This is a genomic window from Embleya sp. NPDC127516 (assembly GCF_044765325.1).
Classification (GTDB): domain Bacteria; phylum Actinomycetota; class Actinomycetes; order Streptomycetales; family Streptomycetaceae; genus Embleya.
The window spans coordinates 402,287-427,633 of record NZ_JBIWJT010000006.1; the positions used below are offsets into that span (position 1 = coordinate 402,287).

Consider the following 25,347-nt stretch of genomic DNA (forward strand, 5'->3'; position numbering starts at 1 on the left):
GCCCTTGCGGGAGAGTCGATGAGAAAACTGATGCGCGTCCCCGGGACCGGCCGGACCCGAGCGGGCCGCTCGCGGTCGCGTCGTACGCCGTCGATCCGGACCCTGCTGGTCATGCTGACCGTGGTGCCCTCGGTCGCGATGGTCGCCCTGTGGGGCATCGCCACCTACCGACTGGCCGACCACGCGAGTGGCCTGGACCACCAGGTCTCGGTGGCCGAACGGGCCGGTACGCCCGCCTACAACACGATGGTCGGCCTGCAACTCGAACGGCGGCTGACCGCGGCGTGGATGGCCAAGCCGTCGCCGGCCGCGACCGAGGCGCTGCGCGCGCAGCGGGCCAAGACCGACGAGGCGGTACGGTCGTTCGTCGCGTTCGCGAACAGCGACGCCGCGGAAACGCCGGGCAATGTGATGTACCGGGCCGGTCGAGTGGCCCCGGAGTTGGCCGAACTCCCCGACGTCCGACGTCAGGTGGACGCGACCGGCGCGACCGGCCGGGATCGCTGGTTGGGCTACTACACGAAGCAGGTCGCCAACCAGATCTCCATCGTGCAGGCGTTGGCCGAGACGTCGGATGTCGATGTCACCTTCGAGGGCCAGTTCCTGGTGATCCAGTTCCGCGCCGGCGAGGCGATGGCGCAGGAGGACATGACGGTCTCGTTCGCGCAGCCCGGCGGGCGGTTGAGCCAGCCGGACTTCGCCGGTTTCGTGCAGAACGTGGGGGTGCGGCGGCATACGCTCGAGGACGAGATCGAGCCGTTCCTGCCCGACCGGCTGCGTCCGCTGTACATGGCGCTCACCCAGAGCCCGGCCTGGCGCGAGTTGGCCGCGATGGAGGACGCGATCATCGCCGCGGTGGACACCCCCAGGGACCAGCGCGGCGCCGCGTCCGGCATCGCGCTGCCCGCCGAGCTGGCGAAGTGGCGCGAGACGTTCGATCAACTCGCGCTGCCGAACACGGCCTTCGACTTCGCCCGGGTGGACCTGGTGTTCGAGGCGGGCGACGAGGCCACCGAGGACACTTGGAACCAGGTGTACCTGCTCAGCGCGATCGGCCTCGGCTTCGTGCTGATCGGCGCCCTGTTGTGTTGGCGGGTGACCCGCGCGGTGCGCCGGCGGTTGTCCCGGCTGCGCGACGCGACGGTCGAACTTGGCTCTCATCGGCTGCCGGTGGTCATCGAGCGGTTGCAGCGCGGTGAGCGGGTCGACCTCGCGGTCGAGGCGCCGGACGTGCCGGCGAGCGGGGACGAGATCGGCCAGGTGGCCTCGGCGTTCAACGCCGCGCAGCGGGCCGCGCTGGACGGCGCGGTACAACTGGCTCGACAGCGCGAGGGCTTCGCCAAGGTGTTCGTCAACACCGCGCTGCGCACCCAGTCCCTGGTGAACCGTCAGATCGGTGAGCTGGACGCGATGGAGCGCCGCCACCAGGATCCGGAACTGCTGCGCGAGCTGTTCACGATCGACCATCTGGCCACCCGCCTGCGCCGGTACGAGGAGAACCTCGTGGTGCTCACCGGCAACCGGCCGGGCCGGCGCTGGAGTCGCCCGGTGCGGATCGTCGACGTGGTGCGCGGCGCGGTGGGCGAGGTGGAGGACTATCACCGGGTCGAGGTCTACTCCGACCGTGATCTGCAACTGTCCGGTCCGGCGGTGGGCGGGGTGATCCACCTGCTGGCCGAACTCGTCGAGAACGCGGCGATGTTCTCGCCGCCGGACACGCCCGTGCACGTGCGGGCGGTGTCGGTCGCCAAGGGTCTGGCGATCGAGATCGAGGACCGCGGGCTGGGCATGTCGGCGGACGAGTACGCGGCGGCCAACCGGCAGTTGGCGGTGCCGGTCAGCTTCGACGTGATCGCCCTCGCCGAGGACGTGCGGATGGGCCTGTTCGTGGTCGCGCAACTCGCCGACCGGCTCGGGGTCGACGTGACGCTGCGGCCCTCGCCGTACGGCGGCACGCTGGCGATCGTGTTCCTGCCCGAGGAGTTGATCTCCCGGGAGTCGGGTACGCCCGGCGATCAGCCGAGTGTTGGGCCGTTCGAGCACGCGCTCGCGGTGACGGCGGACGCCGAGCCCACGGGCGAACCGGCGGCCGAGGCGGGCGAGGCGTCCGAATCGGTGCACGAGTCCGAGGACGAGGACGTCTCCCGGACGCGCCCGCCCGCTCGGCAGCACCCCGATCCGGTGGTCCGCTCGCTGGAGCGCGTACCGACGGTTCCCGCGTCCGAGGCCGGGGCCGAGCCGACTCCCGCATCCTCGGCGGCCGGCTCGGCCGCCGAGGAGACCACCGCCGACGGCCGCCGCGCGCTGCCGCGCCGGGTTCGGCAGCGCAATCTGCCGATGCCGTTGCACGGCGAATCGGGCATCGCGAGCGAGCCGGACCCGCGAACCGGGTCGAAGCCCTCCTCACCTCGCGAAGCTGCGGCTACCTTGTCCTCGTTCCGATTCGCGAGCCAACGCGCGCGCGAGGCGTCCGAACCGAACGCGGCCGGCGACGAGTCCGCGATCGAGACCGAACCCGGAACCGGGACCGAGCCCGTACCGGGCCCGAACCCCGTCGCCGGAAGCACCACGCACCCTGGGGAACCGTCATGACGAACACGCACGATCTCGCCGGCGGCACGGCCACCACCGCAACCGACAGTCGCCTGGACTGGTTGTTGACCGATCTGGTCAAGCGCGTGCATCAGACCCGGCACGCGATCGTGTTGTCCGAGGACGGACTGCTGATGAGTCGGTCCGAGAGCATCCCGCGCGACGACGCCGAGCAGTTGGCCGCCGCGGCGGCCGGGCTGCAGAGCCTGGCCCGCAGCATCGGCCGGGGCTTCGCGGGCGGTTCGGTGCGCCAGACGCTGGTCGAGATGGACGACGCGTTCCTCTTCCTGACGGCCGCGGGGAAGGGCGCGCATCTGGCCGTACTGTCCGAACAGAGCGCGGATGTAGGGGTGGTGGCGTTCGAGATGAACATGTTGGTGAAGAAGGTCGGCGAGTACCTCGGCACCCGACCACGCGCCGAGGCCGACGATCCGGCGGGTGGCCGGGCGTGACGTCCCGCTGGGAGCAGCCCTGGGACGAGGACGCCGGTCCGCTGGTGCGCCCGTACACGCTCACGCGCGGCCGGACCAAGGCCGTGCGCGACGCGGACCTGACTCTGATCACGCTGGTCACCACGGTCGCGCCGGACGAGCCGGCAGGCCGGGCCGCGGCCGCCGAGGAGCAGTCCTCGGGTGGGCGTCGCAAGGTTCGCGACAGTCGCGGCCGGCAGCCCGAGCATCAGCACATCCTGGAACTGTGTCGGGAGCCGCAGGCGGTCGCCGAGGTGGCCGCACTGATCGACCTCCCGGTGAGCATCACCAAGGTGCTCGTCGACGACCTGCTGCGCGACGGCCTGGTGACCGTACGCGCCCCGCTGGCCCTGGCCCGCACTCCCGATCCCGCTTTGTTGAAGAAGGTACGTGATGGTCTCCTTCGGCTCTGACCGGCTGCCCGAGGACGCGGCGGCGGTCAAGATCCTGATCGCGGGCGGGTTCGGGGTCGGCAAGACCACCCTGGTCGGCACGGTCAGCGAGGTGCCGCCGCTGCACACCGAGGAGGTGATGACCGAGGTCGGCGTGGGCGTGGACGATCTCGCGGGCGTCGAGGCCAAGTCGCGCACCACGGTCGCGCTCGACTTCGGTCGCATCACGCTGTCCGAGGATCTGGTCCTGTACCTGTTCGGCGCGCCCGGCCAGGAGCGGTTCTGGTCGCTCTGGGACGACCTGGCGATCGGCGCGCTGGGCGCGATCGTGCTGGTCGACACCCGGCGCCTGGACGCCGGCTTCGGCAGCATCGACTTCTTCGAGCGTCGCGGCATCCCGTTCGTGGTCGCGATCAACCGCTTCGACGCGGCCGTGGAGTACACGGTCGCGGAGGTCCGCGACGCGCTCGACCTCGGTCCGGACGTCCCGATCCTGCCGTGCGACGTGCGGGTGCGGTCCTCGGGCCGGGACGTGTTGTTGGCACTGGTCGACCATCTGCTGGGCTCGTCGCTCGCGCTGGTCGCGCCACACGCCTAGCCGTACACCCGGCCGCTCGCGGACCCGCCGCGACGCGCGGCAGGGCGCTCGCTCGCGCACCTCGCGTCCCGCCTGTCACGACACGTCTCTCGGTCGCGTCGCGTCGGGTCGCGCGCACGGCCCGGCCGCGACCGGAAGCCTTCGCCTGCCGGACGGGCCGCTTTTCGGCCCGTCCGGCATGAGTGCGGGCGGCCTGCGGACCGCCCGCACTCGCGTACACGTCACCGCACCGCGACGCCCGCTCGCATGCCGGCCACGCGGGCGGCCGAGGTGCCCAGCCCACGCGGCCCGTACCGCACCCGGGGAACCGCCGACGGCTCGACCGGCACGCGGGCCGCGGCCGAGCCTGCCGGGCCTGCGGGGCCCGCCGAGCTCCGGGCCACCTGCCACGGAAACGGCACCAGCGGCTCGGGATCCGCGTAGCGCCGGCAGTCCTGATGCCATTTCAGGATCGCCGCGTTCCAGTCGCCGAGCGCCACCGCGTACGCGTCCAGTGCCTCCCGGGCCGCCGGGGTCAGCTCCAGGTCCTCGTACATCGCCGGGAGTTCCACGGCCACGACCCGCTCGAACTCACGCATCCGGGAGGTCATCAGGTCGTTCACGATCACCAGCGCCTGGTCGAAGTCGCAGCCGAAGAAGTTGCGCACCACCAGGAGCAGGTTGTGCAACTCCCCCTCGACCTCGATCTCCTTGCGGTAGGAGAACACGTCGTTGATCATCCAGCCGAAATCGGCCGCCGAGTTCTCCATCGCCTGTACCGCGCGCGAGCGGTACGCCTGGTCCGGCACCACCTCGCCGTGCGAGAGCCGGGACAGGCTCTTGGTCAGATCGGAGCCGAACGTGCGGCGGCGCATCTCGATGTAGTCGACCGGATCCGGGATCCGGTTCAGCGCCATGTTGGCCAGCTCCCACAGCCAACTGTCCATCATTTCCTCGATGGTGCGCCGGAACCTGAGCCGCGAGGCGGGCGGCATCGGCCCGGCGGTGCGCGACCACAGGTCGGCCAGCGCGCGCTCGAGCGCGTCCGTCGGCACCGGCGCCGCCTCGCCGTCCACCGGCATCAGCGTCTTGAGCCGCTCGGTGTAGGCCTTCGCGCCGACCTGGTCGAGCGAGCGGCCGAACACGATCGGGTAGTAGTCGTCGCCGTAGGTGCCCCACGTCAACCACGCCGAGGCCACGTCGAGTTGCTCGAGCGACACGTCCGGCGCGATGCCCGCCGCGCACAGCGGCAGGTCGAATCCGCGCAGGGCCCGCTCGTCCCAGATGCCCTCCCCCGTGATGCCCATCCGCGCGGCCCACTCGACCACGTTCTCCCGGGAGGTGTCCAGGTGTCGGTTCAGTCGCGGCGCGAACGGCAGGTAGAAGTCCGGGATGTCGTAGGGCTCGACCGACTGGAAGGGCACATGTGTGAATCCGCGCAGCCCGCTGTTCAGTCCGGCGACCAGTCCCGGCAGGATCCGCGCGGCCGAGGTGCCCATCCCTTGAGGCCCGGCCAACACCCCGGCCACCGTGGGTGTCCCGAGGCCACCGGTCGAATCCCCGCTCGCTCCGGCGCCGTTCATGTACCGGCTGGAGCGCATGTGCCACTCGTGCCCGCCCGACTGCCAGTCCTGGAGGCCCTTGACGTAGGCCATCACATCCATGCAGGACTGCGGGTCCAGGCCGTGTTCCACGAACAGCGGCGGGAGTTCGGTGAAGGTGGTGTGCTCGAACTGGTGCAGCCGCGAGGTGAGCAACTCGTTGACGGCCTCGGCGGCCTCCTGCGTGGTGCAGCCGAGGAACTTCTCGAAGACCAGGACGGCGTTGGCGTTCTCGCCCTCGTTCTCCACCTCGCGCTGGTACGAGAACAGGTCGTTGCGCAGGTGCACGCCGTCGGCGAAGGTGTCCTTGAGCACCCGCATCGGGCGCGAGGCCGCGATCACCGCGGGCACCTCGGCGCCCGCCGCGTACTCCACCAGGTTGGCCGACCAGGGCGCGCCGCCGACCTTGCGCCGCATCTCGATGTACTCGACGGGGTTGGCGACCCGGCCCTCGTTGATGTTCGCCAGTTCCCACAGCGACTCCTCCAGGAGCGCCTGGGTGCTCTCGGCGAACCGCTCCCGCCAGTCCTGCGACATGCTCGGTACGGTGCGCGCCCACAGGTCGGCCAGTCCCTCCTCGACCTGATTGGTCGGGGCCGGGACCGGGGTGGTGGGATCGACCGGCATGAACGCGCGCAGGCGTTCGAGGTACGCCTTGGCGCCGGCCGTGTCGTGGGTGCGTTTGAAGATGTCCAGGAAGTGGTCGTCGAAGAAGAAGACCCACACGTACCAGTCGGTGACCAGGTCGAGTTGCGGGCCCGTGCAGTCGGGATGGGTGTACGCGCACAGCAGTGCGTAGTCGTGCGAGTCGAAGTCGTGCTCATCCCAGATGTCCGAGCCCTCGATCATCCGCATCCGTCGGGCCCAGGCCTTGGAATGCTCGCGCGCGCCCGCCAGATGCGGGTTGAGCCGCGCCGGGTACGGCACGTAGAACTGCGGGAGTTCGAAGGGTTGTGGCATACGGTGCGCCCCTTTCGCCACGGCACACGCTAGGTCGCGCGAACGCCCGGGAGCGGGCGACGAATCGGTTCTCGCTCGATCTGGTGAAACCTGCCCGGACAGGCTTAACGATCTTGGTGGGCGGCCACGTGGACGAGCGCGGCGACGAAGCGGTCCACCGCGTCCGCGCTCGCCGGGTCGGGACGCTGCGGGCGGGCCGCGTACACGCTGCGTCGGGGTGGATCGGCGAGCCGGTGCAGGGTCAACTCGGGGTGGATCGCCCGGGTCAGCAGCCCGGGCGCGAGCATCACCCCGAACCCGGCCACCACGAACGCCTGTTTGCCCAACCACCCACCGCACTCGATGTCGATCCGCGGCGTGAACCCGGCCCGGGCGCATGCCCCGGTGAGCACCGCCGCGGCACCCTCGTAGTCCTCCACCCAGGTCTCGTCCGCGAGTTCGGCCAGGTCGATCACCTCACGCCCGGCCAGGCGGTGGCCTGCGGGCAGTACGGCGCGCAGTTCGTCGTCGAGCACGTGGGTGAGCCGAATCCCCGCGTGCGCGGGCAGGCCCGGCGGGTAGTCGGTGACCACGGCCACGTCGAACTCGCCGTCCAGTAGCCGCGGGATCAGTCCGGGTGAGAAGTCCTCGGCGAAGGTGACCCGTACGCCCGGCAGTTCGGCCGTGAACGCGGTGAGCGTGTCGGGCAGCAGGGATACCGCGGCGGTGGGCACCGCGCCCACCCGGACCCGGGTACCGACCCGGTCCCGGGCGGCCCGCACCTCCTCCTCGGCCCGCTCGACCCGGGCCAGGATCGCCGCCGCGTGTTCGCGCAGCACGTCGCCCGCGGGCGTACTGCGCACTCCGCGGGCGTGCCGCTCCAGCAGCACGGTGCCCAGGCGCGCCTCCAGGCCCGCCACCTGGCGGGACAGCGCGGACTGGGTGTATCCGAGCGTGTGCGCGGCGGCGCTGATCGAGCCGTGGCGGCACACTTCCAGAAACGAACGCAGGGCGAGCAGGTCCATGCGCGGTGACTCTACTGGCGCGGCGACGCAGAGCCATGCGTGGCACGCATGGCAGTCCTGCGAAAGATGCGCTGGCGGGATGGATGGCGCACGGGTGAGGATGAGCGCATGACGACTGCGGATCGACTCACTCACATCGCGGCGCCCGAGGGCGTGCGGCCGGGCAACGGCTACACCAACGTGGTCACCGGCACCGGCCGGCTGATCGCGGTCTCCGGGCAGGTCGCCTTCGACGAGGACGGCAATCTGGTCGGCAGGGACGACCCGGGCGCGCAGGCCCGGCAGGTGTTCGAGAACCTGCGCCGCTGCCTGGCGGCGGCGGGCGCGACCTTCGACGACGTGATCAAGCTGACCTACTTCGTCACCGACATCGGGCAGCTGCCGGCGGTCCGCGCGGCCCGCGACGAGTTCGTCGACATGACCCGTCCGCCGGCCAGTTCGGCGGTCCAGGTCGGCGCGCTGTTCCTGCCGGAGCTGCTCCTGGAGGTCGAGGCGTTCGCGCTGGTCCCGGAGACGGACGAGGCCGCCGAATGAGAATCGCCGCGTGTGGTCTGGGACGGATGGGCGCGGCGGGCGCACAGGCGCTGGTGGCGGCCGGACACGAGGTGACGGTGTGGAACCGCACGCCGCGCACGATATCGGGCGCGGCGACCGCCGCGAGCGCGGCCGACGCGGTGCGGGGCGCGGACGCCGTCGTGCTGTTCGTCTTCGACGGGCCGGCCGCCGAGGCGGTGTTGCTCGGTCCGGCCGGCATCGTCACCGGTGCCGCGCCCGGCACGCTGGTGATCAACGCGACCACGCTGGCTCCGAACGAGTCGCGCCGGCTCGCGGTGGCCGCTCGCGGGGCCGGGTTGCGGTACGTGGAGGCGCCCGTCCTGGGCTCGGTGCCGGCGGTCCGCGCGGGCACGTTGACCGTGCTGACCGGGGGCGGGCCCGAGGACGTCGCGGCGGCCGAGCCGGTGTTGCGCGCGTGGTCGCACGCGGGCGAACGGCGGTACGCCGGACCGGTCGGCGCCGCGACCGCCCTCAAACTGGTCGCCAACCTGGGCCTGGGCATCGCGGCGGCCGGACTGCACGACGCGATCCGACTCGGCGCCGACCTGGGCCTGTCCCGCACGGACGTGCTGGACGTGCTCACGCGCAGCGCGATCGGCGGCCTGGTCGCCCGCAAACGCGACCGCCTTGACCAAGCGGCCTACACGGACGCCGACTTCACCATCGCCGCACTGGCCAAGGACCTCCTCCTGGCCACCGAGGCAACCACCACATCCCTCCCGGTGGCCCGCGCGGCAGCACACGTCACCACCACAGCAACCCTCACCACCGACCCAACCGCAGACATCGCAGCCCTGGGCCGCACTCAACCCGACCAACACCCGAGCCCACCCCCAACCCCAACCAACGTCTGATCCCACCCGACCCGGCCGAGCTTGATCCCACCCATCCCACCCGGCGCTTGCGGCTCTCAGCCCGGCCGGCACTTGAGGCCACCCAGCCTGGCCGGCGCTTGAGGCCACTCAGCCTGGCCGGCGCTTGAGGCCACTCAGCCTGGCCGGCGCTTGAGGCCAACCGAGCCGAACCAACGCCCCAGGTCAGCCGAACTCCCCCAGCCCGGCCGGCGCTTGAGGCCAACCCAGCCCCGCCGGCGCATGAGGCGAACCAGCCCGGCCGGCGCTTGAGGCCACCCCAGCCGAACCAACCCCCAAGGCCAGCCCAACTCCCATCAGCCCGGCCGGCGTTTGAGGCCACCCCAGCCCGGCCGGCGCATGAGGCCAACCGAGCCCCGCCGGCGCATGAGGCGAACCAGCCCGGCCGGCGCATGAGGCCAACCGTGCTCCACCCCCGTCGCCCGCAAGGCCACATGGCATCATGGCCCCGCATCAGGTCGGCCCGCCGCACGCGGGCCCCCGACGGTCCCCGAAGGGTGGCGGCACGTGCTCGTCCAGGTACGCGTAGTCGGCGACGGAGGTGCGGAAGTCGCCGCACTGCAACGGTGGTTGGCGATGGATCCGGACGTCCGCGGCGGCACCGTGACCAGTTACGCCGAGGACGACACGACGGGCGCCATGGGCACCACCCTCGACGTCGTCAACATCGTGCTGAGCAACGGCATCGCGCTCGGCGGCCTGATGACGGCCATCGCCGGCTGGCGCCGCTCGCGCGCGCCGATGTCGGGCCCGGGCGGCCCCGACATCGTGATCCGGCGCGGCGAGGTCGAAGTGGTGCTGACCGGCGCCACGGAGGCGGACATCGGCCGGGCCGTACGCGCGTTGGAGGAGCCCGGGGACCCTGCGTGACGGTGCCGGCGGCGGAACTGGCCGATCCGGCGGCCTCGCGCGCGGTGTTGATCGGTACGCACGCGTACGCGCATCTGGAGCACTTGCCCGCGGTGCTTCGCAATCTCCAGGAGCTGAGCCGACTGTTGTGCGACCCGCGACACTGGGGCCTGCCCGCAGGCCATTGCACGGTGGTCGGCCAACCGGCCTCGGCGAGCGAGGTCTTGGACGCGCTCTCCCACGCGGCGGCCGAGGCCCGGGACACGCTGCTCGTCTACTTCGCCGGGCACGGCCTGGTGGACCATCTCGACGACTCGTTCCACCTGGCGCTGCCGAACACCCGCCCGGATCGCATGTACACCGCGCTGCGCTTCGACGACGTGCGCCGGGTGTTGCGTGATCCGAGCACCCGCGCGCCGCGCAAGGTGCTGATCATGGACTGCTGTTGGAGCGGCCGGGCGATGGTCGGCGCGATGAGCGGGCGGGATCGGGCCGGGCAGGTGGCCGTGGCCGGCACCAGCGTGCTCACCGCGACCGCCGAGACCCGCCGGGCGGCGGCCCCACCGGACGAGGAATTCACCGCGTTCACCGGCGAGTTGATCAACATCGTCAACGAGGGCGTCGAGGATGCGGCCGAGTTGATCGACATGGAGTCGCTGTATCTCGCGCTGCACCACCGATTGGCCGCCCGAGGTCGCGAACTCCCACAGCAGAGCAACCGCAACACCGCGGCACGGATCTGCGTGTTGCGCAACGCGGCATGGCCGAGGCCGTCGGCTCAGGTCACCGGCCCGACGACCACCGGATCGCAGCCGGCGGAGGTCGACGACCTCGCGATCGGGTTCTCCCACATCGCCAGGGCCCTCGCACGTCGCTACGGCCCCTTGGGCAAGGACGCGGCGAACGACGACTGGCTGCGCGGGTCGGCGGGGCGAGCCGCCGAGTCGATCCTGGCCCGGCTGGACACTCGACTGCACCCGGGTGCCCGGATGGCCGTCCGGCTGCTGGAGCGCGTCGCCGAGGACGCCCACGACGGGACCGTCACCGCGATACTCCTGGCCGACGCCATGGCGACGCGCTGTCGCGAGCTGATCGCACAGGACACGGTCGACCCGCTCACCCTGATCCGGGACCTGGTGCGGCAGACGGACGTGGCGCGCGCGTGGTTGCGTTCCTCGGCGGTGCCGATCGAGGACCGGCAGATCCGGGGCCTGGTGGCCGCCGCCACCGGGCGCCGGACCGCGAGCGCCGTCGCCGAGGCCATCGATCGGGTCGGCCGCGAGGGCACGGTGACCGTGACGACCGGTCCGGGCCGGTCCTGGCAGGTGGTCTCGGAGGGAAGCACGGCACAGATCCGGGTCGGCGCGGCGAACGAGGAGGCCGCGTCGCAACAGATCGAACTGCTGCGCAAGAGCGTCGCGATCGTGCACTCCGCGTTCGAACACGGCATCGTGCCCGGGGCCGGGGCAGGCTATCTACGGATGGGCAACCACCTTGCGGAGGAGGGGAGCCCGGCCCATTCGGTGCTGTCCCGGACGTCGACCGCACCGGCCCTGCACCTGGCGAGGTTCGTGTCGGGCGCCCCGAGCCTGCCCGAACTCACCGAACACGCGCTGCTCGGCCTGTCGTACGACATCCTGCACGAGACCTACACGTCGAGCGATCCCGAAGGGCAACTGTTCGACCCCGTACACGTCCTGGACGCGGCCCTGGCACAGGCCACGCGCACGGTGATCAGCCTGCTGCTCCCACTCCCCTCCGGAACCTGACCCGGCCGCGGAAACGCCCGACGGTCGACCCCATGGCCGACCGTCGGGCGTGATCCCGCGAATGCGCCTGCACCGGCGCCTACACCAACGCGTCCACCGGGCCGGCCGCCAGGACGCCCGCCGCGACCGCCTCGTTCAGCCATTCCGGGAACTCCAGCAGGAGTTGGTCGTAGAGCTCGGCGTCCGCGAGCAGCCTCGGGTCCTGTCCGGCGTGGAAGAAGCCCGCGTTGTCCACCACGCGCTGCTCCGGCACCGAGAGTTCGTCCAGCTTGCGGAGGAAATCGAAGCCCTTGGCCTCGGGGTCGCCGAAGCCGATGAACTGCCAGAAGATCGGCAGTCCGGCCGCCTCGCACAGCGCCTTCGCCGCGGCGGGACGGCTGGTCGGCGCACCGTCGGTCTGGAAGATCACCAGCGCCGGGTCGGTGCTGCCGGACGCGCGGTAGTGCTCGACCACCTCGGCGATCGCCCGGTGGTAGTTGGTCCGGCCCATGTGCCCGTAGGAGCCGTGCAGTTCCTCGATCCGTCCCACGTGGTTGGTGGGATCGAGGTCGGCGACGCCGTCGATGTCGGTGGAGAAGAACACCAGCGGCACAACGGCCTCGCCGAGTTGCGCGGACAGCGCGAGCGTCTGGTCGGCGAGGTGCTGCACCGTGCCGTCCTTGTAGTAGGAACGCATCGAGCCCGAGCGGTCCAGGACGAGGTACACCGCGACGTTGCGGCCGGTGAGACCGCACTTGCCCACGGCCGCCGCGGCGGCCTCCGCACGAGCGCCGAGGACGGGAGCGGCCTCCTCGGCGCGGGCGGGCGGCACCACGGCGATGGTGGTCGGCACCGCCGCGGCCTCGGCGACCACGAACGGCTCGGCCGCGACCTCGACATCGGCCGGGTCCTCGGCCGGTGCCGGCACGGGCGCCTCGAACTCGACCTCGGCCTCGGCGGCCTGCGTGACGACGGCCTCCCGCTCGATCTCCTTCTCGATCTCGGCTTCCGACTTGGTCGGTTCGGTCTCGACGGGCGTCGCGATCGACTGCGCCGGCACGGCGATCGACGCCTGCGCGGACCCGGATGTGTCGAACTCCGCCCGGGACTCCGGAATAACCACCGGTTCCGACACGACCACCGGCTCCGGGATGGCCTCCGGCTCCGGAACGACCACCGGCTCCGAGACCACCACCGGCTCCGGAACGACCGCCGGCTCCGAGACGGCCTCCGGCTCCGGCGAAACCGCGGAGTCGCGGACGGCCATCGGCTCGGGGACGATCACCGGCTCCGGTCTCACGGCCGGCTCGGGGCGCGCCTTCGGCGCCGATTCGGCGACCGGATCCGGCACGTCGACCGGGGACTCGGTCGGCGTGTCCTGGAGGTCGGTCGGCGCCGCGGTCACGTCCGTCGTCTCGGGTGTCTCCGCCGCCTCGCGGGACGCCCGCGAACGAAAGACGTTGCGCAGCAGACTCCTCAAACCCATCGGCGAATCCTTACCTGTGTGAGGGACGCCGTCCCGATGCTCAGGACGGTTACGTAAGGCTAGTCATGGGCTCGGCCGACCTGTGGGCGACCCGCGCGTACGACACCCCGACAGCCCCCGAACAGCCGAAGGAACGTCGGCCCGCGCGACCGCCGTCGCCCCTTCCCACCGCTGTGAGCAGCACGAACGCCGCGTCCATCGCAGCACACGCGGCCGACACGTCGTCGCCGGACAAGCGCGGCGGCCCGAACCGGCGCACCGAACCGACGACTTTGCGCCCCAACAGAGCGTGGCCGAACAGCGCGTGGCGCACGCGCGCGGCACGGGCCGCGTGGTTTCCGCCAGTTGCTTCTTCGGCAAGCTGCCCACACCGGCTCAGCCCATGAAGGTCAGCCGCACCGTCCGGTCCGGGTTGTCCCGGTTGGTGTCGACCATCGTGACCGACTGCCACGTCCCCAACGCGAGTTCACCGCCGATCACCGGCAGCGTCGCGTGCGGCGGAATCAGCGCGGGCAACACGTGATCGCGCCCGTGCCCGGGGCTGCCGTGCCGATGCCGCCACCGATCGTCGGCCGGCAACAGGTCCGCCAACAACGCGAGCAGGTCGTCGTCACTGCCCGCCCCGGTCTCCAACACCGCCACCCCGGCCGTCGCGTGCGGCACGAACACGTTCAACAACCCGTCCCGCCCACCGGCCACCTCCCGCAAAAATCCCGCGCACATCGCGCTCAGGTCGTACACCCGCTCCCGCCGCCCGGTACTGACCTCGAAAACCCGCGACACGGTCACCTCGCTCATCCCGCCATGCTCGCCCAAGCGCCGCCCGGTTCCGTGTTCTCGACACGGCCCGATCGAGGATTGCTTTGCTTTCGGCCGAATGCGTACCGACAATATGGAGGGGTACCTACCTGTCGGTAAGGATCGATGAGGCCCGGTCGGGAGGAGACGCGCATGGCTCGGCGCTATCAGTGCGGGCTCGATGCCGCGATGGATGTCATCGGCGGCAAGTGGAAGGCGTTGATCCTGTGGGAGCTGCATGTCGAAGAGCGGCGGTTCGGTGAGCTGCGCCGGGCCGTCCCCGGGATCAGCGAGAAGATGCTGATCCAGCAGCTGCGCGAGATGGAGGCCCGCGGAATCGTGCACCGCGAGGTGTTTCGCGAGGTCCCGCCGAAGGTGGTGTATTCCCTGACCCCGCTGGGCCGGTCGCTCAACGAGGCGCTGTTGCCGCTGGGGGTGTGGGGGGAGGTCAACGTCGAGCAGATCGCGGCGACCGCGCCCGAGAGGACCGGAACGCCGGACCCGGCCCGGCCCGCCGCGTAGGCCGTTTCCGGGCGAAGTTTCCCGTATTGGCGAATGCCCGGGAATAGCGCGGTGTGGTCTGCTATACCGCGCGGACGCACTCTGGGTGAGGCGTTGTTGACTTTTCGTAGCACTCGCCGTAATTATTTCGGCAGCGAATATCCGGATTGTCTGCGACGTCTTCGTTGAGCCACCGGGGTGTGAATATATGACCGAATACGTCCGAGTGTCCGAACAGCTCGCGCTGCCACGCGGCCCGGTCGACCCGATCATGGCCTCCGCCCGGCGGCTCGACACGTATCCGGTGCATGTCTGCCTCGACGAGGACACCGCGCTCGCCCGGCTGTGCGCCGAGATCGACGGCCGGCGGGTCGCGCTGATCACCGACGACACCGTGTTCGCGCTGCACGCGCGCCGACTGGCCGAACTCCTGGGCGCCGCCGGACTGGACGTGGTCGGCACGTCGTTCCCGGCCGGCGAGGGCAGCAAGAACCTGCGCACCGCGAGCACGCTGCTGGACTGGTTGGCCGGCACCTCGCTCGCGCGCCGCGACATCCTGCTCGCGGTCGGCGGCGGTGTGGTGATGGACACGGTCGGATGGGTGGCCAGCGCGTACATGCGCGGCCTGCCGTACATCAACGTGCCCACGACGCTGCTCGCGCACGTGGACGCCGCGCTCGGCGGCAAGGTCGCCATCGACCATCCCTCCGCGAAGAACCTGATCGGGGCCTTCTACCAGCCCAGGGCGGTGATCTCGAACGTCGGCTACCTGAGCACCCAGGACGGTCGCGGGCTGCGCGCCGGACTCGCCGAGGCGATCAAGACCGGGATCATCGCCTCCCCCGAGCTGTTCGAGCTGATCGAGCGCCGCCACGAGGCCATCCTGGCCACCGAGCCGGTGCCCACCGCCGCCCTCGTGCACGCCTCCAGCGTGCTCAAGTGCCGGTTGATCGCCCGCGATCCGTACGAGCGGGACCTGCGCCGGCCACTGAACTTCGGGCACACCATCGGACACGCGGTGGAGACCGTGACCGGCTACGGGCCGGTGCTGCACGGCGAGGCGGTCGCGTTCGGCATGGCCTGCGCGGCCCGGATCGCCGAACGGCGCGGGCTGCTCGACCCGGCCCTGTACGCGCGGGTGACCGGCCTGCTCGATCGGGTCCGACTGCCCACCACACTGGCCGCGTTGCCCGCCCGGTTGGATCCCGCCGGCACCGTCGAGGCGCTCGGTCAGATCCGCAAGATCCGGGACGGCCGGCTGCGCTTCGTGTTGCCCACCGCGCTCGGTGAGACGGTGATCACCGACGACGTGAGCGACGAGGAGATCCACGCCGCGCTCCTGGTCTCCCCCGCCGCCGAGGTCAGCTACGCGCACACCCGCGGAGGCGGCGATGGCTGAACTGGATGTGTTCGTGGTCGGCGGCGTGGGCGTGGACATCATCGTCCGGGTGCCTGAACTTCCTTTGCCGATACACGACTTCAAGGTTCCGCCGATCCGGCAGTACGTCGCGCACACGGGCAACGGAGTGGCGCTCGGCTGTCGGGCGCTGGGCCTGCGCACACACTTCGCCGCCGTACTCGGCGCCGACCCGGAGGCGGACTTCGTCCTGGACCACTACGCGAAGCAGGGCCTTTCCTTCGCGCACGTCACCGACGCCCACGGCACCCCGCGCAGCGTCAACCTGGTCGGCCCGGACGGCGAACGGCTGTCCCTGCACGACGGCCGACTGCCGGCGGACCTGGTCGTCGACCCCGACCTGTATCGCCCGGCGATCGCCCGCACCCGGCACGCGCACGTGTCGATCGGCGGCTGGTCCCGCCCCGCGCTGGCCGAGGCGATCGAGGCGGGCGTATCCACCTCGACCGACCTGCACGGCTGGGACGGGAAGGACCCCTCCCGGGCCGACTTCGCGTATGGCGCCGACCTGGTGTTCACCTCCACACACCGGCTCGGCGACCGGGTCGAGGAGGCCGCGCGCGACGTGCTCTCCCGGGGGCGGGCCAAGGTCGTGGTCGCGATGGCGGGTGGTCGCGGCAGCTACCTGGCCCTGCCCGACCTGCCGCTGCGGCACGTACCGGCGCTCGCGATGCGGGCCGACGAGGTGGTGGACACCAACGGGGCCGGGGACAGTTACGTCTCCGGGTTCCTGTACGCCTACCTCGCCGGCCGCGACTGGGCCGGCTGCGCCGCCGCCGGCACCCACGCCGGTGCGCACGCGGTGCGGACGGCCGGGACCCACACGTCGTTCATCACGGCGGAGGCGTTGGATCGTGCGCTCTCCTGACGGGGTCGGGAGGCGAGTCGGTGTGGAGTGGGCCCACCCGGAACGGGCCGGCGTCGGTCGCACGGGCGGCACCGTTCGGCGTCACGATCCCGGTCGATGTGACGATCGTTTCCCGGACCGTACTCCCGGCGGTGACCACGGCGCCCGGCAACAGCACCGAGCGCAGTACGGTCGCGCCCGGCTCGATCCGGCAGCCGGCGTGCACGACGCTGCGCTCGACGCGCGCTCCCGCCGGCATCTCGGCTCCCAGCAGACTCCCGTCGACGTACCTGGGAAACCCGTCCGGCAGACCGGCCAACGTGCGCGGGAGCGCGTGGGAGGCGATCGGATGCGGGTGGTCGAGCAGTCGCAACTGCTCGGTGCGGTACCGGTCGACCGTGCCGATGTCGGCCCAGTAGTCCGGCACCGGGTACGCCGTCACCCGCCGGCCGCCGGCGATCATCGCGGGCAGTACGTCGCGGCTGATGTCGTGCTGCCAGCCGTCCTCGCCGAGCGCGGCCAGGTCCGCCAGCACCGCGCGCAGCGCGTCGATGCGAAACACGCAGAACGCGGTGAACACCAGGTCCGAGGTGGGCCGTTCGGGCTTCTCGATCAGCGCTCGCACCCGGAGTTCGGCATCCGCCTCGACCATGCCGAACAGGTGCACGTAGCGGCGTTCGATCCGCTGTACGCCGATCGTGCAGTCGGCGCCCGAGGCCCGGTGTGCGGCGACCATCGGCGTGTAGTCGAACACGTAGACGTGGTCCGCGTGTTGGATCAGGAGATCGGTCGCGCCCGGGGCGAAGAGGTACTCCGCGTTGGCGAGCAGCGCGTCGGCGGTGCCGCGTTCGGCCGGACGCTCGGGCAGTACGGCGCCCGGTCCGCTGCGCGCCAACGCGTCGTGTGGGCCGAAGTGCAGCCGGGTGCCCGGGTGTTCGTCCCAGTGTGCGACCAGATGCCGGACCAGGTCGGATTCCCGGTGCTGGGAGAGCAGGACCAGTTCGGGCAGGCCGGACCGGACCGCGTTGGCCACGCTGAAGTCGACCAGCCGGCCGGACGCGGCGTACGGCACCAGTGGTTTGCACACGTCGGCGGTGAGCGGTCCCATCCGCTCGCCCAGGCCGCCCGCGAGCAGCGCGCCGCGTACTCCCTCGAGCGTCACCAGGTCCGCCCCGTGGCGACACCCGTGGGTACCAGGGTGCGCAGTCGCGCGAGCGAGGTCGTGATGCCCTGTTCCGTGGGCAGTAGGGCGTCCTCGTGTTCCACGTAGATCACTCCCCGGTAGTCGTCGTCGAGCAGCGCGGCCACGATGGCCGGCCAGGGCAGGTCGCCGGCGCCGAGCGTGCGGAAGCGGATCGCCGGTCCCGGGCCGTAGCGCGACCAACCGGCGCCGCGCGGTTCTTCGGCGCCGGACCAGCGTTGCAGGTCCTTCGCGTGCACGGCCGCGAGCCGGTCGCCCCAGCCGCGTACGGCGGCCACCGGATCGTGTCCGGTCGCGGCCACGTTGGCCGGATCGAGGCACAGGTGCACACCGCTCACCGCCGAGAGCAGTGCTCTCGCACTCGCCGGGTCGTACGCGACCTGCTTGGGGTGCGGCTCCACCACGACCCGCACACCCAGATCGCCCGCCAAGCCCAGGATCGGCCGCGCGGCGAGCGCCCACGCGTCGACGTTGTCCTGCCAACTCACGTCGCTGCCCGACCAGGACAACCAGCGGGCCAGGTCGGGCACCCCCAGCATCAGCCGCACCTGCGACGCTCCCACACCGGCCGCGAGCCGCACCGTGTCGAGCGCGGCGCGCAGGCCGTAGTCCCGCTTGGCCTCGGCCGTCCCGACGAACACCGGGTCGGTGTGCGGCCCGTGCGGCCCCAGCAACAACTGGGTGTCCCGGCTGTTGCTCACACAACCCACCTCGACCCCGACCTCCGCACACCGCGCGCGCACCTCACGATGCAGCGCGGGATCGGCCCGCCGCCCGGGATCCACCAGCGCGAAGCCGCTGTCGGCGGGCAGATCCACCACGCCCACCCCCGCGTCCCGCGCCACCCGCAGCGCCCCGGCCAAACCCACCGGCGCCAACGCGGCCAGACACAACCCGAGCCGGATCGGCGCCCCGCCGGCCGAACCGGCCGCCGCGACCGGCGCCCGCCGTCCGGCGACCGACCCGCTCTCCGCCGCCGCGACACTCCCGCGCACGGTCGCCGGCCCGGCGGAGAGCTCCGTCGCGGGCTGCCCCCGGCGCTGTGGGGCGACGCCAGGGGCGGTTCCGGGGTCGATTCCCCGGGCGGTTCCCGTGACGGTTCGTGGTGTCCGCTCGTTCGGCGTCCCGGTCATCGGCGGTCCCCCTCGCTCGGCTGCGCTTCGGCAGATCAGAGATTGCGGGTGTGTGCCCAACTCTTCGGCGGCGAACCCTCGTTCGCGACCAGCGCGGCGTACACCGCGTCGACCGGATCGGCGATCACGGTCGGCGGTTCGGCCGCGCCCAGTTCGGTGACCATCCGTCGACCCAACTCGGCGGCGTACGGCGGGCATCCCCGGAAGACGCCGCCGTTGAGCACGGCCCGCCACGTCCCGCTCAGTCCGGCCGCGTCCCGGGCCGCGCGTACGCCGTCCAGCAGTTCGTCAAGCGCGGCCCCGACCACCTCGCCGGCCACCGCGTCGCCCGCCTGCCAGGCCGCGCACACCTCGGGCGCGAGCGCGGCCACCCCGGCCTTGGGAAACGGCTCGGCGGCCAGCCGACGGGCCAGTTCGCGCGGGCCGTGCGCCGCGAACAGCGTGGTCGGCCGCCCTCGACCGTCCGCTCCCCGTACGGCGGCCCGCAGACCGGCCACACCGAGCGCGTACGCACTGCCCTCGTCGCTGCCCAGGTACTCGCATCCGCCGATCACGACCGGCGGGCCCACGTCCGGCCCGGCGGCGGCCACGCAGGCCGAGCCGGTTCCCGCCACCACCACGACGCCCCGCCCGGACAGCGGCGGCGCGAGCAACAGCGGCGGCACGTCCCCCGACACCACCAGCCGTCCCACGAAACCCTGTTCGCGCGCGATCACGGCCAACCGGTCGATCTCCCGCGGCGGGGTGTCCATGGTGATCGTCGAACTCGCGAACCACCCGACCGAGGGTCCCAAGCCCAGGTCCGACGCCATCTCGGAGAGCAGTCGCACGAGCGTCGCCTCGGCCGCCGCGCCGGCCGAGGCGGGATTGACCGACTCCCGGGTGTACCGCGTGCCGAGCACCACGGCGGTGGTGTGCGTGCCACCGGCGTCGATCGCCCAGTACTCCACAGCCGCCACAGTCGAAAGCCTCCGCAGTCGGTCGAAATCCAACGCCGCAGGTCACGCTACCGGTAGGGGATGCCGGCCGAGGGTAGTGGTTGAGCAGTACGGTGGGCGACACTCTCGGTCACTCCCGACGAACGGAGCGTCGATGCGGCACGGCGGCGGCGGTGTGCTCGGCCTGGTGGCTCCCGCGACGAGTTGGGGGCTGTTCTGGGGCGGTTGGGCCGCGTTGATCCCGACGCTCAAGGACGAACTGGCACTGGACGACCGGCAGCTGGGTCTGGCGCTGTTCGCGGTCCCGGTCGCGGCGGTGCCCGCGATGCTGCTCACCGGGCCGGTCGCGCGCCGACTCGGGCCGCGCACGCTGCCGCTGGTGACCGCCGCGTTCGCGCTCGGCACGCTCGCCGTGGCCGGCGCCGGGTCCCGGTGGACGTTCTCGGCCGCACTGCTGGTGATCGGCGCGGCCAGCGGCGCGATCGAGGTGGCACTGAACGCCACCACGGCCGCGCGTGAGGCGCTCACCGGCGAACGGCTGTTCAACAAGGTCCAGGCGGCCACTCCGCTGGCCATGGTGCTCGCCGCGCCGGCGGTCGGCCTCGCGCTGCATCTGGGCGCGTCCGCGCGCGCGATCCTGGTGGCCATCGCCGTCCTGGTCGCGCTCAGCGCGGTCCTGGCCATCGACGGCCGCCGGTGGCAGGAACAGGAGCCCGACCCGGCCGGCACCACCCGTGCCGGGCGCGCGCACGGCCGCCTGTTGACCGCCCTGCTCGTGGTCGGCACGGTCGGCGCCATCGTGCTGCTGATGGAGAACACCGTCGAACAGTGGGGCGCGATCCACCTCGCGGACGACCTCGGCGCCGGTTCCTTCGTCGCCGCGTGCGGCCCGGCCGTGTACATGGCGGGCCTGTCCGCCGGCCGGATGCTCGCCCAGTGGCGCGGCGAGCGGGTCGACGAGCGCACCCTGGTGCTCGTCGGCGGCGCACTCGGCGGCCTCGGCCTCGCCCTCGCGGCGGCGGCTTGGTCCACCGCGTCCACGCTGGCCGGATTCGCGCTCGCGGGTGTCGGCCTCGCCCCGGTCGTCCCCACGCTGCTCGCCGCGACCGGGCGCGCGGTCGGCCCGGAGCGGCGCCCGCAGGCGATCTCGCTGGTCACCACGGTGTCCTATGCCGGGTTCCTAAGCGCACCACCGCTGGTCGGCACGCTGGCCGGCCGGCTGGGTCTGGGCACCGTCCTTGGCATCGTCGCGCTGTGCGGGGTAATGGTGGTGGCGGGGAGTGGGTCGCTCCGACTGTTGCCGGTGGATCACACGGACGAGGCCGGCGCGGATCGGCCGAACCAGCCGGACCGGCCGAATCATGAAGCCGGCACACCGAGCGACAAGCGGGGAGACCGGGGCGAGCGGGGCGACCCGCGCCCGTCGGGCGGACCGGGTGAGCCGACTCGGCCGAATCATACGAACCATCGGAATCACCCGAACCACCCGAACCACCCGAACGAGAAGGGGGTTTCCCGATGACCCGGGTCCTGGTGTTCGGATCGGGGTACATAGCCGGCCACGTCGGCACCCGGTTGACCCGACTCGGCCACGGTGTCGTGCTCGGCTCACGCCGCCGGCCGCACACCCCGGAGACCCGGGGGCTGCGCTGGCTCCCGGTGGACGTGGCCGATCCGCACCAGGTGCGCACCGTCGTCGACGCGGTCCGCCCCGACGCCGTGGTGGCCGCGCACGGGCCCTCGGACATCACGTGGTGCGAGGCGGACCCGGCGGGGGCGACCGCCGTGCACGCGGCCGGAGCCCGGCACGTGGTGGCCGCGCTGGCCGGCCGGACCGCGCGGACCGTGCTGATCTCCACCGACAACGTGTTTCCCGGGCACGCGGACAGCTGCACCGAATCCGACGCCACCGCACCCGCCAACGCCTACGGCCGGGCGAAGTCGGCCGCCGAGGACGCCTACCTGGCCGGCGGCGACGCGCTCGTATTGCGGGTCAGCCTGGTGTACGGGTGGGATCGGGCCGGTCTGCGGCCCAACTTCTTCACCACGTGCGCCGAACGCCTCGGTGTGGGCGCGCCGGTCGCGGTCCCGGACGAGCACTGGAACACACCCGTACTGATCGACGACGTCGCGGCGTGGACCACCGCGCTGCTGGACTCGCCGCACACCGGGGTCGTGCACCTGGGCGGGCCACGCCGGCTCTCCCGCGTGCAGTGGGCCAGGCACATCGCGCTCGGCTACGGCGTCGACCCCGAGTTGGTGACCGCCGTACCGCAGGGGGACACCGCGTACGCGTGCCGTCCGCGCAACGCCTGTCTGCACAGCGAGCGCGCCGCGCACCTGCCCGAACTGCGCGGCCTGGAACCGGTCGACGTGTACACGGCCGACGCCGCGCTGATCGCGGCGCCGACGGCGCACCACCCGTCGATCCCACGCGCCGCCTCGCCCGCCCCCGACACCCCAGCCGCCTTCGACGCTTCAGCCGCCTTCGACGCTTCAGCCGTCTTCGGAAGGGACCAGTCCTGATGGATCGTCATCTGTTCCTGGCCAGCAAGCGCGCCGCCGTCAGCTTCGCCCCGGATCCCGAGCACGGCCGGCTGCGGCCGTGGCTCGCGCCGGGTGGTACCGGAAACGTGGTCGCCGAGCAGGCGGGTGTGCTCGACGTGACCTGGATCGCCAGCGCGGACACCGACGACGATCATCAGGCGGCCCGGGAGAGCCCGAACGGCCTGGAGCTTCGGCTTCGTTCGGGGCGCGACATCCGGGTCCGGCTGCTCCGGCACGATCGCGAGACGTTCGAGGTGGTGCAGAACTTCCTCACCGCGCAGTTGATGTGGGCCGCGAACAACTACGGCTGGGACAAGTGGACGACGCCCACGTTCGGCCCCGAGACCTACACCGCGCTGGACCGGTTCGCCGAGTTCACCGAGGACTTCGCCGGTGCGCTGCTCGCCGACTCGGCCGACGTCGCGGACCCGGTGTACCTGGTGCACGACTATCAACTCGTCGGCGTACCGGCCCGGTTGCGCGCGGTGCGGGCGAGCGCGCCGATCCTGCTGTTCGTGCACATCCCCTGGCCCTCGCCCGACTACTGGCGGATCCTGCCCAAGGCGATGCGGGTCGGCATTCTGGAGGGCATGCTGCCCGCGACCACCATCGGCTTCTTCGCCGAGCGCTGGTGCCGCAACTTCCTGGACTGCGTGGCGGACCTGATCCCGGACGCCGAGGTGGACCGGAACGCGGGCGTGGTGCACTGGCGCGGCCGACGCACGGGGGTACGCACGATGCCGCTCGGCTACAGCCCGCTGGCCCTGGAGGCGGACCACCCACGCCTCCCTCCGGGCATCGCACAGTGGGCGGGCGACGCGCCGCTGGTCGTGCACAGCGGCCGGACCGACCCGATGAAGAACGCCGAACGCGCGGTGCGGGCGTTCGTGGCTGCCCATCGCACCGAGCCCTCGGTGCGCTCGTCCAGGTTGCTGGTCCGGATGAATCCCAATCGGCTCTACGTCGAGGCGAACGCCGAATATGTGCGCCGCGTGGAGTACGCGATCGCCGAGGCGAACGCCGAACTGGGTCCGGACACCGTGCGGTTGCACTGCGACAACGAGGTCGAGCACACCATCGGGTGTTTTCGCCGGGCCGACGTGCTGGTCTTCAACTCGACGGTGGACGGCCAGAACCTGAGCACCTTCGAGGCGCCGCTGGTCAACGAGCGGGACGCGGACGTGATCCTGTCCGAGATGTGCGGCGCGGCCGAGATCCTGGCCCCGGTCTGCCGCACGGTCAATCCGTTCGACCTGGTCGAGCAGGCCGAGGCGTTGATCGCCGCGTTGACCGCGCCCGCCGCCGAACGCAAGGCGGCGGCCGAGCGGCGACGCCGGGTGGCCGAGCCGTGGACGCTGGAGGCGTGGGTGCGCACCCAGTTGGAGTGGCTCGACGCGGACCACCGCGATGACTGAGTCGGTCGACGTGCGGGCGGCCGGAGCCGCCCAGGTCGCGCAGTACCAGTTGGGCGACGCGGTGTTGGTGCGCGGCGAGGGCATACGTTCGTGGGACTCCACCGGCCGCGAGTACCTGGACTGCGTATCCGGGACGTTCAACCTGGTGCTCGGGCACAACCATCCCGAGGTGATGGCGGCCGTACGCGAACAGACCGAGGAACTGGTCTTCGCCGCCTCGTCGTTCCGCACCGAGCCGACCGACCGGGTGATGCGCGACCTGGTCGAGCTGGCGCCGGCCAACCTGACCCGGGTGAACCTGCGCAGCAGCGGTGGATCGACCGCGAACGAGGGTGCGATCAAGATCGCCCAACACCACACCGGCCGACGCGATGTGATCGTGCCGTTCCGGGGTCACGTCGGGCAGACCATCGCGGCCACCGCGTACAACGGCAGCAGCCGGATGCGCGCGCCGTTTCCGGTGCACGCCGCGGGAGCCGTGCACGTGCCGGACGCGTATTGCTTCCGGTGCTTCTACCGGCAGACCCCGGACACCTGCGGCATGTTGTGCGTGGCGCGGATCGAGGACTTCATCACCTACGCGAGTTCCGGCAGCGTCGCGTGTGTACTGATCGAGCCGATCAGCGGGATGGGCGGCAACATCGTGCCGCCGCCCGGGTATTTCCAGGCGCTGCGGGCGCTGTGCGACGAGCACGGGATCATCCTGGTCTTCGACGAGATCCAGACCGCGTTCGGCCGTACCGGGGAGATGTTCGCGGCGGACCACTTCGGTGTCGCCCCGCACATGATGACCGTCTCCAAGGGCCTGACCGGCAGTGGCCTGCCGCTCGCGGCGATCCTGACCGAGGAGCGGATGGCCGACTGGGATCGCTCGCTGCACGGATTCACCTACGGCGGCCACACGCTGGCCGCCGCGGCCGCGGTCAAGACCTTGGAGATCGTCCGCCGACCCGGGTTCCTGGCCAACGTCCGCCGGGTGGGCGCGATCTTGAGCCGACGGCTACGCGGTCTCCAGCGCGAGCATCCGGTGCTCGGCGACGTGCGTGGGCCGGGGCTGATGCTCGGTGTCGAACTGGTCCGCCCGGACGGCGCGAAGGCGCCGGAGTTGGCCCAGGCGTTCCAGCGCCACCTGCACGCGCGGGGCATCCTCACCCGCGTGTCCGAGCACGGCCTGGGCAACGTGATCGAGTTGCGCCCGCCGCTGATCCTGACCCCGGCCGACGCCCATCTGATCGCGGACCGGTTCGGCGAGGCGCTGGAGATGTTGCGCGCCCGCACGGCGCGGGCCGGCTCGCCGGTCCCGGCCGCGCCCGGTTTGCCGCACCGGGTGGCCGAGGTCGCGCCGGCCACCTCCATCGGCGGTTCGGATTCGCCGCGATGAGGGTCGAGTTGGGTCCGGACGGCCCATCGTTGCGACTCGGCCGTCCGGACCCACCGCACGGGG

At 71.9% G+C, this 25,347-nt stretch carries 22 protein-coding genes; 15 read left to right on the top strand and 7 right to left on the bottom strand.

Annotated features, from left to right (window positions below; all coding sequences use genetic code 11):
* Positions 1-18: 18 nt before the first annotated feature.
* The 4 genes from ACIRL2_RS14965 to ACIRL2_RS14980 are packed head-to-tail and all read left to right on the top strand — an operon-like array spanning position 19 to position 4,052.
* Positions 19-2,592, top strand: a complete 2,574-nt coding sequence (locus tag ACIRL2_RS14965; protein WP_402232317.1) for a nitrate- and nitrite sensing domain-containing protein — start codon at positions 19-21, stop codon at positions 2,590-2,592.
* Complete coding sequence (locus tag ACIRL2_RS14970) at positions 2,589-3,044, top strand: roadblock/LC7 domain-containing protein (RefSeq protein ID WP_395865817.1); 456 nt, start codon at positions 2,589-2,591, stop codon at positions 3,042-3,044. Before ACIRL2_RS14965 ends, ACIRL2_RS14970 begins: the two co-directional genes overlap by 4 nt.
* On the top strand, positions 3,041-3,475 hold the full coding sequence (locus ACIRL2_RS14975) for a DUF742 domain-containing protein (RefSeq protein ID WP_395865819.1): 435 nt from the start codon (positions 3,041-3,043) through the stop codon (positions 3,473-3,475). The genes ACIRL2_RS14970 and ACIRL2_RS14975 overlap by 4 nt, the downstream gene beginning before the upstream one ends.
* On the top strand, positions 3,456-4,052 hold the full coding sequence (locus ACIRL2_RS14980; protein ID WP_395865821.1) for a GTP-binding protein: 597 nt from the start codon (positions 3,456-3,458) through the stop codon (positions 4,050-4,052). Before ACIRL2_RS14975 ends, ACIRL2_RS14980 begins: the two co-directional genes overlap by 20 nt.
* Positions 4,053-4,273: 221 nt before the next feature.
* Here ACIRL2_RS14980 and ACIRL2_RS14985 read toward each other — a convergent pair whose 3' ends face one another.
* Both ACIRL2_RS14985 and ACIRL2_RS14990 read right to left on the bottom strand, forming a co-directional pair.
* Positions 4,274-6,592 (bottom strand): germacradienol/geosmin synthase, encoded by a 2,319-nt coding sequence (locus ACIRL2_RS14985; RefSeq protein ID WP_402232320.1) that lies wholly within the window; start codon positions 6,590-6,592, stop codon positions 4,274-4,276.
* 104 nt (positions 6,593-6,696) lie between these two features.
* Positions 6,697-7,596, bottom strand: coding sequence for a LysR family transcriptional regulator (locus ACIRL2_RS14990; protein ID WP_402232322.1), 900 nt, complete (start codon positions 7,594-7,596; stop codon positions 6,697-6,699).
* A gap of 108 nt (positions 7,597-7,704) precedes the next feature.
* Between ACIRL2_RS14990 and ACIRL2_RS14995 the strand changes: the two genes are divergently transcribed.
* From ACIRL2_RS14995 to ACIRL2_RS15010, 4 genes are all read left to right on the top strand, one after another.
* Positions 7,705-8,130, top strand: coding sequence for a RidA family protein (locus ACIRL2_RS14995; protein WP_402232324.1), 426 nt, complete (start codon positions 7,705-7,707; stop codon positions 8,128-8,130).
* Positions 8,127-9,005: an NAD(P)-dependent oxidoreductase gene (locus ACIRL2_RS15000; protein WP_402232326.1), complete on the top strand. Its 879-nt coding sequence runs from the start codon at positions 8,127-8,129 to the stop codon at positions 9,003-9,005. The genes ACIRL2_RS14995 and ACIRL2_RS15000 overlap by 4 nt, the downstream gene beginning before the upstream one ends.
* Positions 9,006-9,530: 525 nt before the next feature.
* Entirely contained in the window at positions 9,531-9,893 is a 363-nt protein-coding gene (locus tag ACIRL2_RS15005) for a hypothetical protein (protein WP_402232327.1), read from the top strand.
* A complete protein-coding gene (locus ACIRL2_RS15010) occupies positions 9,890-11,641 on the top strand; it encodes a caspase family protein (protein WP_402232329.1) in 1,752 nt (583 codons plus the stop codon). The genes ACIRL2_RS15005 and ACIRL2_RS15010 overlap by 4 nt, the downstream gene beginning before the upstream one ends.
* 79 nt (positions 11,642-11,720) lie before the next feature.
* On the opposite strand, the gene ACIRL2_RS15015 is transcribed toward ACIRL2_RS15010, so the two are convergent.
* Both ACIRL2_RS15015 and ACIRL2_RS15020 read right to left on the bottom strand, forming a co-directional pair.
* On the bottom strand, positions 11,721-13,106 hold the full coding sequence (locus ACIRL2_RS15015) for a VWA domain-containing protein (protein ID WP_402232331.1): 1,386 nt from the start codon (positions 13,104-13,106) through the stop codon (positions 11,721-11,723).
* 375 nt (positions 13,107-13,481) lie between these two features.
* Positions 13,482-13,904 (bottom strand): YjbQ family protein, encoded by a 423-nt coding sequence (locus ACIRL2_RS15020; RefSeq protein WP_395865839.1) that lies wholly within the window; start codon positions 13,902-13,904, stop codon positions 13,482-13,484.
* A 153-nt stretch (positions 13,905-14,057) separates the two neighbouring features.
* On the opposite strand from ACIRL2_RS15020, the gene ACIRL2_RS15025 reads away from it, so the two are divergent.
* The 3 genes from ACIRL2_RS15025 (at position 14,058) to ACIRL2_RS15035 (ending at position 16,690) form a co-directional block, all read left to right on the top strand.
* A complete protein-coding gene (locus tag ACIRL2_RS15025) occupies positions 14,058-14,426 on the top strand; it encodes a winged helix-turn-helix transcriptional regulator (protein ID WP_395865841.1) in 369 nt (122 codons plus the stop codon).
* Between the two features lie 187 nt (positions 14,427-14,613).
* Positions 14,614-15,804, top strand: a complete 1,191-nt coding sequence (aroB, locus tag ACIRL2_RS15030; RefSeq protein ID WP_402232334.1) for a 3-dehydroquinate synthase — start codon at positions 14,614-14,616, stop codon at positions 15,802-15,804.
* Positions 15,797-16,690 (top strand): carbohydrate kinase family protein, encoded by an 894-nt coding sequence (locus ACIRL2_RS15035; RefSeq protein WP_395865845.1) that lies wholly within the window; start codon positions 15,797-15,799, stop codon positions 16,688-16,690. Before aroB ends, ACIRL2_RS15035 begins: the two co-directional genes overlap by 8 nt.
* Here ACIRL2_RS15035 and ACIRL2_RS15040 read toward each other — a convergent pair.
* From ACIRL2_RS15040 to ACIRL2_RS15050, 3 genes are read right to left on the bottom strand one after another with little or no spacing between them, the layout of a single operon-like run.
* Positions 16,656-17,831 carry a sugar phosphate nucleotidyltransferase gene (locus ACIRL2_RS15040; protein WP_402232336.1) on the bottom strand — a complete coding sequence of 392 codons (1,176 nt, stop codon included), beginning with the start codon at positions 17,829-17,831 and terminating at the stop codon, positions 16,656-16,658. The genes ACIRL2_RS15035 and ACIRL2_RS15040 overlap by 35 nt on opposite strands.
* Positions 17,828-19,003 (bottom strand): sugar phosphate isomerase/epimerase family protein, encoded by a 1,176-nt coding sequence (locus ACIRL2_RS15045; RefSeq protein ID WP_395865849.1) that lies wholly within the window; start codon positions 19,001-19,003, stop codon positions 17,828-17,830. Before ACIRL2_RS15045 ends, ACIRL2_RS15040 begins: the two co-directional genes overlap by 4 nt.
* A gap of 35 nt (positions 19,004-19,038) precedes the next feature.
* Entirely contained in the window at positions 19,039-19,962 is a 924-nt protein-coding gene (locus ACIRL2_RS15050) for a BadF/BadG/BcrA/BcrD ATPase family protein (RefSeq protein WP_395865851.1), read from the bottom strand.
* Positions 19,963-20,095: 133 nt separating this feature from the next.
* Here ACIRL2_RS15050 and ACIRL2_RS15055 point away from each other — a divergent pair, with 133 nt between their 5' ends.
* From ACIRL2_RS15055 to ACIRL2_RS15070, 4 genes are read left to right on the top strand one after another with little or no spacing between them, the layout of a single operon-like run.
* The gene (locus ACIRL2_RS15055) at positions 20,096-21,463 is read left to right on the top strand and encodes an MFS transporter (protein ID WP_402232339.1); all 1,368 of its coding nucleotides are present in this window, start codon (positions 20,096-20,098) and stop codon (positions 21,461-21,463) included.
* A complete protein-coding gene (locus tag ACIRL2_RS15060; protein ID WP_402232341.1) occupies positions 21,460-22,467 on the top strand; it encodes an SDR family oxidoreductase in 1,008 nt (335 codons plus the stop codon). Before ACIRL2_RS15055 ends, ACIRL2_RS15060 begins: the two co-directional genes overlap by 4 nt.
* Positions 22,467-23,903 carry a trehalose-6-phosphate synthase gene (locus tag ACIRL2_RS15065; RefSeq protein ID WP_402232343.1) on the top strand — a complete coding sequence of 479 codons (1,437 nt, stop codon included), beginning with the start codon at positions 22,467-22,469 and terminating at the stop codon, positions 23,901-23,903. The genes ACIRL2_RS15060 and ACIRL2_RS15065 overlap by 1 nt, the downstream gene beginning before the upstream one ends.
* Positions 23,896-25,284, top strand: a complete 1,389-nt coding sequence (locus ACIRL2_RS15070) for an aspartate aminotransferase family protein (protein ID WP_402232345.1) — start codon at positions 23,896-23,898, stop codon at positions 25,282-25,284. Before ACIRL2_RS15065 ends, ACIRL2_RS15070 begins: the two co-directional genes overlap by 8 nt.
* Positions 25,285-25,347: the final 63 nt, after the last annotated feature.

Coding starts and splice junctions, on each gene's coding strand:
- ACIRL2_RS14995 (WP_402232324.1), top strand. CDS start 7,705: ATGACGACTGCGGATCGACTCACTCACATCGCGGCGCCCGAGGGCGTG.
- ACIRL2_RS14980 (WP_395865821.1), top strand. CDS start 3,456: ATGGTCTCCTTCGGCTCTGACCGGCTGCCCGAGGACGCGGCGGCGGTC.
- ACIRL2_RS15000 (WP_402232326.1), top strand. CDS start 8,127: ATGAGAATCGCCGCGTGTGGTCTGGGACGGATGGGCGCGGCGGGCGCA.
- ACIRL2_RS15055 (WP_402232339.1), top strand. CDS start 20,096: ATGCGGCACGGCGGCGGCGGTGTGCTCGGCCTGGTGGCTCCCGCGACG.
- ACIRL2_RS15015 (WP_402232331.1), bottom strand. CDS start 13,106: ATGGGTTTGAGGAGTCTGCTGCGCAACGTCTTTCGTTCGCGGGCGTCC.
- ACIRL2_RS15060 (WP_402232341.1), top strand. CDS start 21,460: ATGACCCGGGTCCTGGTGTTCGGATCGGGGTACATAGCCGGCCACGTC.
- ACIRL2_RS15045 (WP_395865849.1), bottom strand. CDS start 19,003: ATGACCGGGACGCCGAACGAGCGGACACCACGAACCGTCACGGGAACC.
- aroB (WP_402232334.1), top strand. CDS start 14,614: ATGACCGAATACGTCCGAGTGTCCGAACAGCTCGCGCTGCCACGCGGC.
- ACIRL2_RS14990 (WP_402232322.1), bottom strand. CDS start 7,596: ATGGACCTGCTCGCCCTGCGTTCGTTTCTGGAAGTGTGCCGCCACGGC.
- ACIRL2_RS15035 (WP_395865845.1), top strand. CDS start 15,797: ATGGCTGAACTGGATGTGTTCGTGGTCGGCGGCGTGGGCGTGGACATC.
- ACIRL2_RS15020 (WP_395865839.1), bottom strand. CDS start 13,904: ATGAGCGAGGTGACCGTGTCGCGGGTTTTCGAGGTCAGTACCGGGCGG.
- ACIRL2_RS14965 (WP_402232317.1), top strand. CDS start 19: ATGAGAAAACTGATGCGCGTCCCCGGGACCGGCCGGACCCGAGCGGGC.
- ACIRL2_RS15025 (WP_395865841.1), top strand. CDS start 14,058: ATGGCTCGGCGCTATCAGTGCGGGCTCGATGCCGCGATGGATGTCATC.
- ACIRL2_RS14970 (WP_395865817.1), top strand. CDS start 2,589: ATGACGAACACGCACGATCTCGCCGGCGGCACGGCCACCACCGCAACC.
- ACIRL2_RS15070 (WP_402232345.1), top strand. CDS start 23,896: ATGACTGAGTCGGTCGACGTGCGGGCGGCCGGAGCCGCCCAGGTCGCG.
- ACIRL2_RS15065 (WP_402232343.1), top strand. CDS start 22,467: ATGGATCGTCATCTGTTCCTGGCCAGCAAGCGCGCCGCCGTCAGCTTC.
- ACIRL2_RS14985 (WP_402232320.1), bottom strand. CDS start 6,592: ATGCCACAACCCTTCGAACTCCCGCAGTTCTACGTGCCGTACCCGGCG.